We start from the raw sequence: 12,184 nt of genomic DNA, 5'->3' as shown, positions 1-12,184 counted from the left end.
TTGCCGGCCAGCGGCCGGCACTACCTGGCGGTACACTTCCTCCATGGCCATTGCCCCTGCCCCGCGATCACCGAAGAAGCGCGCGCCTCTGTATGAAGAGGTGGCCGACCACGTGCGCGAGCGCATCTACGACTACCGGCTGCCGCCGGGCGAGTGGATCGACGAGCCCGCGCTGTGCGAAGAACTGGGCATCAGCCGCACGCCGCTGCGCGAGGCCTTGAAGCTGCTGGCCGCCGAAGGCCTGGTACAGATCGACGCAGGTCGTGGCAGCCGGGTCACCCGGTTGACGCTGGAAGACCTCAACCAGCTGTTCCCGGTAATGGCCATGCTGGAAGGCCGTTGCGCACACGAGGCGGTCAGGCACATCGATGATGCCGGCGTGCAGCAGCTGGAAGACCTGCATGCAGCGATGGAAACCGCGGCGGCCGAGGGCAACATTGCCGAGTACTACCGCAACAACTACCTGATCCACGAAACCGTGCAGCATTACGCGGGCAATCCGTGGCTGATCCGCATCACCCACGACCTGCACCGCATCCTGAAGATGCATCGCGGCCGCCAGCTGCTGACTCCAGGCCGCACCGCGCAGTCGCTGGCCGAACACCGCGAGTTGATGGAGTGCTTCCGCCGCCGCGACGCGCAGGCTGCCGAACGCACCATGGAACGCCATCTGCTCAGCCAGGGCCAGGCCCTGGCCGCCTATGTGGCAGCGGGCGGGCTGTTGAACGTGCCGGCGCCGTTGCCGACCGAAGGCGGCGGTTGAGCGGATGAGGGTGTCGGCCAGCGGCCGGCACTACCCAGCCGAGGTCACGCCCTGGTAGTGCCGACCGCCGGCCGGCATCCTGGAACATCTCGTCAATCGCCACCACCGCAGCTGCCGCCGTCACCGCTGCCACCGTCGCTGCTGCAGTCGGAGCTGCTGTAGCTGTGATGGCTGTGGTTGTCACTGGCATAGCCAACGGAGGTGTCATGGCTTCCGCCGCCATCCCCCCGGCTGCCGGAGCCATCGGCCGTGGCCACTGCCAGGCACAGGATGGCGCCGACCAGCGGCAGCAGCCATACCAGCAGCAGCTGCACCGTCCGGCCGCCCGCCGACACCTCTTCGCGCCCCAGCACCACGAAGGTGGCGACGAGGTTCAAGCCCAATACCAGGGCGACCAAGACCAGGGTTACCACCAGCATGGCGCAGCTCCTTGAGCAGGGGGGGCATACCTACCGCGACTGATCCATTGGTTGCAGCGCGGCTTTTCCATCGGATTTCCGCTCGAATAAATACTCTGCGAGGCTATCGATAAATGTTGACCAAGCATTTTAGTCAGACCTGCAGGAATTCTACAAACCATCTTGCGCGAGCCGGACATCCTCCGGTTCGCTTAGCAATTCAAGATGTCTGATATAGCAGCTGGCCGCTCCTGACCTACTCCTTCTACACCGTTCTATCTCCAGCTACTTCGGCCCATCACGCAGACTTCTGACAATCCTATTCCAGTAGCGCACAGCCTCAAAATGCTGCTCTCTCGTCAACCAGGCTTTGTTCTCAGGGCTGACCGGATCACCACCAACGATAACGGGTCTAAGCTCGAACAGCTCCATGCCTTTAGGGCGTGCGTGCTTATCCAGGCCAATCATTCTCGCTCTGCCAATTGCGCAAATAAATCCGGAAGGTCGGCCGCTACCACGATGGCGTATTGACGATCCATGCCTATAAAAGGAATCATTACTACCGGCATAGCGACATCCCACATGTCGAATCCATACGCTTCTCCTCCCCCGCTGGAGCCGAACAAAAATACACCGGGCGCATCCGTCTCGACTTCATACTCACGATTGAAATCAACCAGCTCTTCTGCCCTCCAAAAAATTATGTAGTTATCGCCAATGAATCCTTCGCCGCCGTCGTGAATCTTAAGGAATTCAAGGTAGCTCTTAGGGAGTGCCGTTCTCAAGTCTTCTGGCAGGCTATCAATGGCCGAAAGTTGAGCTGGACCATTGAGCTGTCCTTCTGTTAGTTGATATTTCATCGCTATTTTCCTGAAACTCTCTGCAATTGTTTCCACCAAGGAGTCACCTCCTGCCAATGAGCCAGGTGCGCTCTTCAAATACGGAACTGCTGCCGTTCTCTGCATAGTAGGTGTCGGCAATGCAAAGTGGCACTGGCTCGTCATCGATGAAGATGGTTCGGAGTCTGGCAGGACAGCTCTCAAACGGTTCGAGTCGACACCCTACCTTGAAGGCGATGATATGCCCCCACCGACGCCGCGGTTCGCCCTGCCTGTCATGAAGATGGGACAATGTAGGGCGCGCCGGCCTGTCTCCGGGCCGCCGGCGCCCCCCGCACCACACGGAAGAAGAAGAACAACAACATGCTGAAAGTCATTTTCGATACCGACCCGGGCGTCGACGACGCCCTGGCGCTGCTGTACCTGCACAAGCACCCGCAGATCGACCTGATCGGCGTCACCACCACCTTCGGCAACGCCTCGGTGGAATCGACCACGCACAACGCGCTGTACCTGAAGCAGGCCTGGGGCTTTGCCGCACCGGTCGCGCGCGGTGCCGGTGGCCCGCTGCAGCCGGAAGCCACCCCGGAAGCCTGGCCGGTGCACATCCATGGCCACAACGGCCTGGGCAACCACCCGGTGCCGGCCGAACTGGACGTGACCGCCGACGCGCGCCCCGCCCACCAGCTGATCATCGACCTGGTCCGCGCCCATCCGGGCGAGGTGACCCTGGTCGCGGTCGGCCGCATGACCAACCTGGCCTTGGCCCTGCAGCAGGCCCCGGACATCGCCGGCCTGGTACGCGGCGTGGTGATCATGGGCGGCGCCTTCCACGTCAACGGCAACATCACCCCGGCCGCCGAGGCCAACATCTGGGGCGATGCCGAAGCGGCCGACGTGGTGTTCACCGCCAGCTGGCCGGTCACCGCGATCGGCCTGGACGTGACCACCCGCGTGGAAATGGACCGTGACGGCCTGGATAAGCTGGCCGCCATCGGCGGTGCCGACGCCGAGCTGGTCCGTGCGCTGTCGCAGGATTACGTCGACTTCTACCTGCAGGCCGGCCACAAGGGCATGGTCGTGCATGACTGCTGCGCATGCATCGCGCTGACCCGCCCGGAACTGTTCCAGTTCGAGCGCGCCAGCGTGCGTGTGGCCACCGACGGCGTTGCCCGCGGCATGACCATTCCCAAGCCGGAAGGCCTGGCATTCGGCCCCAGCGTGTGGGACGGCCACGTGGTGCAGTCGATTGCCATCGGTGTGGATGCGGCCGCGGTACTGGCCGACATCGAGCAGACCCTGAAGGTCTGACCGTCTAGCGCCTGGCCCTGCCCGGGACCGTCTCGGGCAGGGTCCACAGCACCGGCAGCACCAGCACCGCCACCAGCGCGATCATCGCGCCCGGCGCCGCCGCCCAGCCGCTGCGCTCCACCCACCATTGCGCCAGCCATGGCGTTGCCCCGCCGAAGAAGGCAGTGGCCATGGTTACCCCCAGTGCCAGGCCGCTGACCCGGCCTTCGCCTGGGAACTGCTCAGCCGTGGCCGGGGCCGCCACCGCGCTTACACCGCCGGCCACGCAGGCCAGCAGCACCGCCGCCAGCACGATGCCCAGCGCCGTCGCCTCTGCCATCCACGCAAACAGGGACAGCGGCAGCAGCGCTGCCAGCACGGTCAGGCCCAACAACACCGGACGTCGTCCGAGGCGGTCCGACAATGCGCCACACAGGGGCGTGATCGCGATCACTGCCACCGCCGCGATCGTCGACAGCCACAGTGCGTCACCCTCATCGTGGCCCTGCGCGTGCAGGAATGCAGGCACATAGGTGATGCCCACGTAGTAGGTGATCGATCCCAGCGCCGAAATCGCGAACGTGCGCGCCACCGCCAACGGATGATGCTGCAGCACATGCCGCAGTGGTGTGGCGGGAATGCTGCCTTCGCGGCGCTGGCGCTCGAACTCCGGCGACTCGTGCATGCCCGAACGCGCAATCAGGATCACCAGCGCAAGCGCGGCGCCGACGAGGAACGGAATCCGCCAGCCCCAACGGTCCAGCTGCGCGGTGGGCAGCAGCGCGACGGTAAGTGCAGAGATCGCCACCGCCAGCAGTGCGCCCACTTCGCTGGCCGCCGAAGCCAATGACGTAACCAGGCCGCGTCGGCGCGCCGGTGCGCTTTCCAGCAGGTACGCCACCACGCCGGTATATTCGCCGCCCACCGAGAACGCCATCACGCAGCGCAGCACCAGCAGCAGCACGCCGGCCGTGGCGCCTGCGGTGGCCGCGGTCGGCAGCAGCGCAGTGGCCAGCATTGCCGCTGCCATCAACGCCATCGACGCGAGCAACATCCAGCGTCGGCCGAGCCGGTCACCCAGGTGACCAAAGCACAGCGCGCCCAGCGGACGCATCAGGTAGGACACCGCGAAGCCAGCCAAGGTCACCAGCAACGCCTGCTCGCCACCGCCGAAGAACACCCGCGACAGCACCGTGGCGAAGTACAGGTACAGGGTGAAGTCGTACCACTCCACCACCGTGGACAGGCCCGCCACCCACATCGAGCGCTGCCGCGCCGCAGTCATTGCGTGTTCGCCTTCAACAGCCTCGGTCCCGGTTGGGCAGGTTCCGCGCAGCGTGGCATGGACGGGGTGAAATGCCGGTCATCGGCTGTCGGCTGCGTGCATGCACTGAGTTTCATGACCGGTGAAGCGCTCACCGCCAAGGCCGAAGCAGAAGCATCCTTGCTGGAACACAAGGCCGGGCAACTCAGCCCGGCAGCTGCAGTTCCGCCCGCAGGCCGCCACCCTCGCGGTTGTGCAACCGCAGCGAGCCGCCCAGCGACTGCGCCAGCTGCACCGCGATGGCCAGGCCCAGGCCGGTCCCGCCGGTATCGCGGTTGCGCGAGCTTTCCAGCCGGTGGAACGGCGCCAGCACTGCCTGAAGCTGGTCCTCGGGAATGCCGGGGCCACGGTCGGAAATGCTGATCCACACCCTTCCGGCCTCATCGCGGCCCGCCTCGATCTCGGCGGCGCCGGCGTAGCGCAATGCGTTGTCGACCAGATTGCCGACCACCCGGCGCAGCGGCTGCGGCCAGGTCTGCACCACCAGTCCAGCGGGCGCACCACCAATGACCGGCTTTCCCATGTCCTCGTAATCGCCGACCACACTGGCCAGGAACGCGCCCAGGTCCATCGACACCGGCGCGCCACTGGCGACGTGGCTGCTGCGCGCATAGGCCACGCCCTCACGCACCAGTTGACCCAGGTGGTCGAGGTCGGCCAGCAGCCGCTGCTGGGTGCTGTCTTCAGGCAGGGTCTCCACCCGAAGCTTCATGCGCGTGATGGGGGTCTGCAGGTCATGCGAGATCGCGGCCAGGATCTGCAGGCGCTCACTGACATGGCCACGAATGCGTGCCTGCAGTGCATTGAGTGCAGCCGCCGCGCCGCCCACTTCCGCAGGGCCATCTTCAGGCAGTGCAGGCCCGTCCTTGCCCGGCTGCAGATGCTCCACCGCATGCGACAGCTGCTGCAGCGGGCGCAGGGCCAGGCGCACCGCCAACCACGCGCACACCAGCAGCAGCGCCAGCTGCACCAGCAGCACGGCGGGCAGCCAACGTGCCAGCGGCAGGCCCGACGGAGTGACTTCAATGGTCAAGGGTGTGCCGTCGTGCAGGCGCAGTTCCACCTCGAACCGCTCCGGCAGGCGAGCCACCTGGCGCGCCTGCAACCGATAGCGGTGCTGCAGGCTGTCGTCGATGATCGCCGTGACCTGGCGTGCACGGTCGGTCTGCAGCCCTGGTCCGGCCGCGGCCGGGCGCAGCAGGTAACGGTAGGTGCGCCGCTCCAGCCGCGGCACCCAGGCCTCACGCTGCGCCACAGGCAGGTGCTCCAGCAGCGCGACACTCACCGCCACATCCTCGTCGAGGTTGCGCAGCATCATGCTACGGGTGGACTGGTAGCGTTCGAAGAACAGCAGGCCGAAGGACAGCGCGTGGGCCAGGGTGAGTCCGCCCAGCAGGACCAGCAGCAGCCGCGCCGACAGCGTGCGCGGCCAGTGTGGACGGCGTGCGCAGGTGTTCATTCGTCCGGCCCCAGCAACTGCACCGGCACGCTGAACACATAGCCTTCGCTGCGCACGGTCTTGATGTAGGTCGGCTCGCGCGCGTCGTCACCCAGTCGCTGGCGCACGCGGCTGACCAGCAGGTCGATCGAGCGATCAAACAGTTCGGCATCGCGGCCCTGGGTGAGGCTGAGCAGCTGGTCACGGCTAAGCACCCGATTGGCGTGGTCGAGGAACACGCGCAACAGGCGGAACTCGGCGCCACTGAGCGGATACGCAGTGTCCTGCGCATCCAGCAGATGGCGCGCGGTGGTGTCCAGGCGCCACTCGCCGAAGGCGAGCTGGCGCCTGGCCTCGCTCACCTGCAGGTTCGGCGGCAGCATCTGCGTGCGGCGGATCACGGCGTTGATGCGCGCCAGCAGTTCGCGCGAGGAAAAGGGCTTGGTCACGTAGTCGTCAGCGCCCATTTCCAGGCCGATGATGCGATCGGTTTCGTCATCGCGGGCGGTCAGCAGCACCACCGGCACCGCACGATGCTTGCCGGCGCGCAGGTTGCGGCACAGGCTCAGGCCGTCCTCGCCCGGCATCATCACGTCCAGCACCACCAGATCCACCGCATGGGTATCCATCAGCGCGCGCATGGCCCGGCCACCGTCGGCCTGGCTCACGCGCAGGCCGTTGCGCTGCAGGTAGTCGGCCAGCATCTGGCGGATCTCGCTGTCATCGTCGACGACCAGGATGTGCGGTACATGGTTCATTGCGTTCTCGATGAAGACGGAGGTCAGGGCCGCGCGGCGCGGCCATGGTAGCGCGGCTCAAGGGCTGGCCAGCAGGCGCTGGATCTCGCTTTCGGTACGTGCGTAGTCGCCCTCGCCGTAATGGCGGTAGACCACCCGTCCCTGCCGGTCGAGCAGGTACAGCGCGGGCCAGAAGCGGTTGCCCCAGGCGTTCCAGATCCGGTACTGGTTGTCCTGCACCACCGGCCAGGTGATATCCAACCGCGCGATGGCCTTGCGCACGTTGCCGGGCAACCCTTCATGGGCGAATTCCGGCGTATGCACGCCGATCACCTTCAGGCCCTGCGGCGCGTAGCGTGCATGCCACTGGTGGACATACGGCGCCACGTTGAGGCAGTTGCTGCAGGTGTAGGTCCAGAACTCGACCAGCACCACCTGTCCCCGCAACTGCTTCAGTGTGAGCGGTGGGCTGTTGTGCCAGGGCCCGCCACCGTCGAACCCGGTGGCGGGAACGGCCTGTGCCGGCCGCGCATCGGCCTCCGGGCTGGGCCATGCCAGCAACAACACCGCTCCGCCCAGCAGGCCCAGCAGCAGCGGCAGTGCGTACCCTCGCAGTGCGGCCATCGCTCAGCCCCCCTGCTCGGCCAGCGGCAGCTCCACCGGCTTCACCCCCGCCGCTTCCAGGATGCTGTCGGCCACCTGCGCCGGATGCGAAAGCAGCGACACATGGCTGCTGCCGATCGATTGCAGCTGAGCACCGATGCGACGTGCGGTCGCGGCCTGCAGCTGTGGCGACAGCATGCGGTCATCACGGCTGAGCACGTACCAGCTCGGCTTGCTGCGCCAGGCCGCCACGTTCACCACCTCGCCCAGCGCGCTGGCCTTCAACGGGACCTGCGTGCTGTACAGCAGTGCGGCCGACTTTTTCATCACGTCCGGGGCGAAGTCCTGGGCGATGGCATCGGCCGGCAAGGTCAGGTAGCCATCCCTCTCCTGCAGCCGGGCCAGGCCCGGCCCGACCGGGAAGCCTTCGCCCCGTTGCGCCGAAGACTGCCCTGCATCCGGTGCGAAGGCCGCCACGTACACCAGCGCCTGCACCTTCGGGTCATTGCCCGCTTCGGTGATGACCGTGCCACCCCAGCTGTGGCCGACCAGCACCACCTTGCCAGGCGCGGCGGCAATCGCGCGGCGGGTGGCCGCCACATCGTCGGCCAGTGAGGTGAGCGGGTTCTGCACCGCCACCGCCGGCACCTTCCAGTCGTGCAGCGTGGTGAGGACCTTGCTCCAGCTGGAGCCATCGGCGAAGGCGCCGTGCACCAGGATGACGGTGGGCGGTGCAGCGGTATCGACCTGGGTAGCGAAGGCGGGGGCGGCAGCGCCGGCCAGGGCGAGAGCGGCGGCAAGCAAGGAGGTACGGATCATGGGTGTCACTCCGGTGTTGGGAGTGGCCATTTCCGCCTGCCGGTGTATCGGCGCTGTTTCTCCGTGGCGCGGAGTTGTACCGGACTGTAGGGCGCAGGCGGGTTTCTACACTGGGATACATTTGCGCGACGGGCCAGGCCGGCTACTACCGGCCGGACATCGTTCCCCGCCCGCGTGCGCACAACGCCCCGATGTGCATCCACGCATCGTCTTTGTATCGGACTGTACGAAACCCCGGTCGCGGCCACAGTCGCTGACAAAACCCCGGGCAACGGCACACGTTGCCGATACCTGCACCGCCTGGAATGGCCCCCATCGACCACTGGCCCGCAGGACACCACCATGATCAGCACCGCCTCTTCCGTGTATACCCCCCGCCTGGACGCCGTCGGCCGCTGGCTGTCGCCATTGGCGCTGCGCACCCTGCTGGCCTGGGAGTTCTTTGAGTCCGGCCGCGAGAAGCTGGGCGGCCAGAACTGGTTCTCCGACCTGGAAGGTCGATTCCCGTTCCCGTTCTCCACCCTGCCCGCATCGTTGAACTGGCAGCTGGCCACCTGGCTGGAACTGGTGGGTGCGGTGATGCTGCTGCTCGGCCTAGCCACGCGCTCGGTGGCCTACGTCTTCTGGGTGTTGACGGTGGTCGCCATCGCCGCCGTGCACTGGCCCGACCAGTGGAACGGCCTGGGTGAACTCTGGCAGGGCTACGCGATCACCGACCAGGGCTACGGCAACTTCAAGCTGCCGCTGCTGTTCCTGGCCATGCTGCTGCCATTGATCCTCAACGGCGGTGGCGCGCTCAGCGTGGACCGGCTGCTGGTCGGCCCACAGCATGCCCCCGTCGGCAATGACGGCCTGGGCTGGGGCGTCAGCCTGATCGCCCTGTTGCTGCCGGTTGCCGCGCTGTTGCCCGGCGTCGGCTTCGGCGGCGCCCTGCTCGGTGGCGTGCTGCTGCTGGGTCATCTGCTGCGACGCCGCCGCACCGCCTGAGCCGCTTCCCCCTGTTCCCGAGTGTTTCCCTTTCCGTCGCCTTTTCGGCGGCGTCCACCCCGCACGCGTCGCGTGCATTCCCAAGGAGTCACCACCATGTCCGTCTCGACCAAGAACACCCCCTCTTCCCGTCTGCCGCGCATCGGTGCCATCGGCATCGCCCTGGCCGGTGGCCTGCTGCTGGCCGGCCAGGCCGCTGCGATCCAGCCGCTGGCGATCAGCGCGGTGGCCATGAGCGCCGCCGCCGAAGGCAAGTGCGGCGAAGGCAAGTGCGGGGCCAACAAGGCCACCACCGGCAAGCCCGCCGGCAAGGCCAAGGTGGCCGAGGGCCAGTGTGGCGAAGGCAAGTGCGGCGACGCCTCGTTTGCCCGCACCGACCGTGACCACGACGGCAAGGTCTCGCGCGCCGAGTTCAACGCGGTGGCCGCCAAGCGTGCCGCCGAGTTCGACCGCATCGACACCGACCACGACGGCTACATCAGCGAGCAGGAAGCACACGACTACCTGCGCAGCGTCTACACCGCCAACGGCAAGCCGATGCCGAAGGGCCTGTTCTCCCGCGTTGCCGATTGATCGACGTTCAACCGGCGCCGCCTTCAAGGCGGCGCCCTCTCTCTGGAGCATCCGCCATGTCCCTGCCCCTGCCCTCCAATGCCGCCGGTCTTGGCCTGCGCCGTGGCCTGATCGACGAGCTGCTGGCAATGCCGGCCGGCGCCATCGACTTCCTCGAAGTCTCCCCCGACAACTGGATCGGCGTCGGCGGTGCACACGGCGCCGCGCTGCGCCAACTCAGCGAGCGCCACCCCTTGACCTGCCACGGCCTGTCGCTGTCGCTGGGCGGTCCTGATCCGCTGGACCTCCCCCTGCTGGCACAGACCCGTGCCTTCCTCGACCTGCACCAGGTGCAGCTGTACAGCGAACACCTGAGCTACTGCGCCGCCGGTGGCCATGTCTATGACCTGCTGCCGCTGCCGTTCACCGCCGAGGCCGTACGCCATGTCGCCGGCCGCATCGCCCAGGTACAGGACATGCTGGGCCGACGCATCGCCGTGGAGAACATCTCCTACTACGCCGTTGCCGGCGCGGACATGAGCGAGATCGACTTCATCAACGCCGTGCTCACCGAAGCCGACTGCGACCTGCTGCTGGACGTCAACAACGTCTTCGTCAACGCCTGCAACAACGATTACGACGCTTTCGAATTCCTGGCCCGCGTGCCGTCCCACCGTGTTGCCTCGCTGCATGTGGCCGGCCATTTCGATGAAGGTGATGGCTTCAAGATCGATACCCACGGTGCCCCGGTGAAAGGCGTGGTCTGGGCGCTGTTGCGCGAGGCCTATGCGCGGGTCGGCGTGCGCCCCACGCTGCTCGAACGCGACTTCAACTTTCCGCCGCTGGCGGAGTTGCTGGCCGAGGTCGCGCAGATCCGCCAGGCGCAAGCCGAGGCACGCTGGCCCGAGGTGGCCCATGGCTGAGTCGCTGGCTACCCTGCAACGGCGCTGGGCCGATCATGTGCGCGACCCAGCAATGGCCGCACCCGACAGCGTCGAGGCGGGCAGGCTGGCGGTATACTGCCGCCTGTGCATCGACAGCCTGGACGCCCTGCTGGCCAGCAGCCTGCCGCGCCTGCAACAGCAGTTGGGCACGCCACACTGGCGCGACACAGTGGAGCACTACTACGCCCACCACGCCTGCCAGACCCCGTTGTTCCCACAGATCGCCGGCGAGTTCACGGCCTGGCTGGCAGTGCAGGACACGCTGGCACTCCCGGCCTGGGCAGCGGAACTGGCGCACTACGAGAGCACGCTGCAGTCGCTGCACATTGAAGCGCGTGACGCCGGGCAGTCGCTGCACAGCGTTCCCGAGGGCAGCGATGTGCTGGCGGTTTCGCCGCTGGTGCGGGTGCTGGGCTACAAGTCGCCGGTGCACGAGGACGAGGGGCTGGAACCGGTGCCGAGCGCTGCGCCCACGCTGCTGCTGATCCGGCGCCTCGCCGATTTCAGCCTGCAGGTCGAGCAACTGTCGCCGCTGGCCTACGCGCTGCTATCGATCTTTGGTGACGACGGCGCAGCTGTGGAAGCAGCACTCCGGGCGCTGTCCGAGGCACATGGCGTGGCAACGGACGCATTGCGCGCGGCCTGCGCGCCCGTACTGGGCGAGCTGTGTGCGGCGAGCGTGCTGGTTGTGCCGAACGACTGTTGAGGGTGCCGGCCAGCGGCCGGCGCTACCCACTCATCGCCCGGCCAGCGGCCGGTGCTCCCCATTCCTGCTTCGAGGTCTCACCATGCCTGCTTCCAACACTTCCTTCCTGCACGGCTGGCGCCTGTTTGTGGCCATGGCCGTGGTCCTGATCGCATTCGCGCTGGCGGCCTTCGCCCTGTATCCCGATGCAGCCGAAGGCAGCCGTGCGGCGATACGGGTCACTGCCCGTACATCGTTCCTGCTGTTCCTGGCGGCGTTCACCGCATCGTCGTTCGCCAGTCTTCTGCCCGGCCCATTCACCCGGTTCCTGCTGCGCGAACGGCGCACCGTCGGTTTGTCCTTCGCGTTTTCGCACCTGCTGCATGCCATCGCCATCACCAGTTTCGGCATCCTCAACCCGGCGTTCTGGCCAGCACGATCCGCGCTGGCCAACCTCCCGGGCACGGTGGGCTACATCGCCATCCTGGCGCTGGCCATCACCTCGCATCGGGGGATCGCCCGCCGCATGGGCCCCACCGCTTGGCGTCGCCTGCACCTGACCGGCATGTGGATCATCGCGGCGGTGTTCACCTACTCGTACTTCAAGCGCGTGCCAGGCAACTTCTGGTATGCGGTGCCGTCGGCACTGCTGTTCACCGCCTTCGTGGTGCGCTGGATAGCCAAGCGGGCGCAGTCACTGCGGCGCAATGCGCATGCGCGGCCGCCGCTGCGGAGTTCTTGAGGAGGCGGTTACTTGTAGAGCCGAGCCCATGCTCGGCTGCCTCTCTGGTTCAGCCGAGCATGG

14 protein-coding genes are annotated in these 12,184 nt (G+C 66.8%); 7 read left to right on the top strand and 7 right to left on the bottom strand.

The window, feature by feature from the left end; genetic code table 11:
- Window positions 1–43: 43 nt before the first annotated feature.
- Window positions 44–763 carry a GntR family transcriptional regulator gene (locus ABGA94_RS16140; RefSeq protein ID WP_049414197.1) on the top strand — a complete coding sequence of 240 codons (720 nt, stop codon included), beginning with the start codon at window positions 44–46 and terminating at the stop codon, window positions 761–763.
- Between the two features lie 92 nt (window positions 764–855).
- Here ABGA94_RS16140 and ABGA94_RS16135 read toward each other — a convergent pair whose 3' ends face one another.
- Together ABGA94_RS16135 and ABGA94_RS16130 are read right to left on the bottom strand one after the other, a co-directional pair.
- Window positions 856–1,182 carry a hypothetical protein gene (locus ABGA94_RS16135; protein ID WP_197657155.1) on the bottom strand — a complete coding sequence of 109 codons (327 nt, stop codon included), beginning with the start codon at window positions 1,180–1,182 and terminating at the stop codon, window positions 856–858.
- A gap of 443 nt (window positions 1,183–1,625) precedes the next feature.
- Window positions 1,626–2,057, bottom strand: a complete 432-nt coding sequence (locus tag ABGA94_RS16130; protein ID WP_245152099.1) for an SMI1/KNR4 family protein — start codon at window positions 2,055–2,057, stop codon at window positions 1,626–1,628.
- Window positions 2,058–2,363: 306 nt separating this feature from the next.
- On the opposite strand from ABGA94_RS16130, the gene ABGA94_RS16125 reads away from it, so the two are divergent.
- Window positions 2,364–3,311 (top strand): nucleoside hydrolase, encoded by a 948-nt coding sequence (locus tag ABGA94_RS16125; protein ID WP_375367795.1) that lies wholly within the window; start codon window positions 2,364–2,366, stop codon window positions 3,309–3,311.
- A gap of 4 nt (window positions 3,312–3,315) precedes the next feature.
- Here the strand turns inward: ABGA94_RS16125 and ABGA94_RS16120 are convergent, their stop codons facing one another.
- From ABGA94_RS16120 to ABGA94_RS16100, 5 genes are all read right to left on the bottom strand, one after another.
- A complete protein-coding gene (locus ABGA94_RS16120) occupies window positions 3,316–4,575 on the bottom strand; it encodes an MFS transporter (RefSeq protein WP_375367794.1) in 1,260 nt (419 codons plus the stop codon).
- A 184-nt stretch (window positions 4,576–4,759) separates the two neighbouring features.
- Window positions 4,760–6,073 (bottom strand): sensor histidine kinase, encoded by a 1,314-nt coding sequence (locus ABGA94_RS16115; RefSeq protein ID WP_375367793.1) that lies wholly within the window; start codon window positions 6,071–6,073, stop codon window positions 4,760–4,762.
- Entirely contained in the window at window positions 6,070–6,810 is a 741-nt protein-coding gene (locus ABGA94_RS16110; RefSeq protein WP_375367792.1) for a response regulator, read from the bottom strand. The genes ABGA94_RS16115 and ABGA94_RS16110 overlap by 4 nt, the downstream gene beginning before the upstream one ends.
- A 57-nt stretch (window positions 6,811–6,867) precedes the next feature.
- Window positions 6,868–7,413, bottom strand: a complete 546-nt coding sequence (locus ABGA94_RS16105) for a redoxin family protein (protein WP_095377751.1) — start codon at window positions 7,411–7,413, stop codon at window positions 6,868–6,870.
- Window positions 7,414–7,416: 3 nt separating this feature from the next.
- On the bottom strand, window positions 7,417–8,211 hold the full coding sequence (locus ABGA94_RS16100) for an alpha/beta fold hydrolase (protein WP_375367791.1): 795 nt from the start codon (window positions 8,209–8,211) through the stop codon (window positions 7,417–7,419).
- A 342-nt stretch (window positions 8,212–8,553) separates the two neighbouring features.
- Here ABGA94_RS16100 and ABGA94_RS16095 point away from each other — a divergent pair, with 342 nt between their 5' ends.
- The 5 genes from ABGA94_RS16095 to ABGA94_RS16075 all read left to right on the top strand — a co-directional run bounded on the left by ABGA94_RS16095 (window position 8,554) and on the right by ABGA94_RS16075 (window position 12,121).
- Window positions 8,554–9,198 (top strand): DoxX family protein, encoded by a 645-nt coding sequence (locus ABGA94_RS16095; RefSeq protein ID WP_375367790.1) that lies wholly within the window; start codon window positions 8,554–8,556, stop codon window positions 9,196–9,198.
- Window positions 9,199–9,294: 96 nt separating this feature from the next.
- Window positions 9,295–9,771 carry an EF-hand domain-containing protein gene (locus ABGA94_RS16090; RefSeq protein WP_069139051.1) on the top strand — a complete coding sequence of 159 codons (477 nt, stop codon included), beginning with the start codon at window positions 9,295–9,297 and terminating at the stop codon, window positions 9,769–9,771.
- 56 nt (window positions 9,772–9,827) lie between these two features.
- Window positions 9,828–10,673: a DUF692 domain-containing protein gene (locus ABGA94_RS16085; RefSeq protein ID WP_005415659.1), complete on the top strand. Its 846-nt coding sequence runs from the start codon at window positions 9,828–9,830 to the stop codon at window positions 10,671–10,673.
- Window positions 10,666–11,400, top strand: a complete 735-nt coding sequence (locus ABGA94_RS16080; RefSeq protein ID WP_375367789.1) for a DUF2063 domain-containing protein — start codon at window positions 10,666–10,668, stop codon at window positions 11,398–11,400. Before ABGA94_RS16085 ends, ABGA94_RS16080 begins: the two co-directional genes overlap by 8 nt.
- An 82-nt stretch (window positions 11,401–11,482) precedes the next feature.
- Window positions 11,483–12,121 (top strand): ferric reductase-like transmembrane domain-containing protein, encoded by a 639-nt coding sequence (locus ABGA94_RS16075; RefSeq protein WP_005415657.1) that lies wholly within the window; start codon window positions 11,483–11,485, stop codon window positions 12,119–12,121.
- The last annotated feature ends 63 nt before the right edge of the window (window positions 12,122–12,184 follow it).

Source organism: Stenotrophomonas sp. 3diitr2024, from assembly GCF_042136455.1.
GTDB lineage: Bacteria > Pseudomonadota > Gammaproteobacteria > Xanthomonadales > Xanthomonadaceae > Stenotrophomonas > Stenotrophomonas sepilia.
The sequence above is the reverse complement of the archived record's forward strand: the minus strand, read 5'-3'. Positions and strand labels throughout refer to the sequence as shown.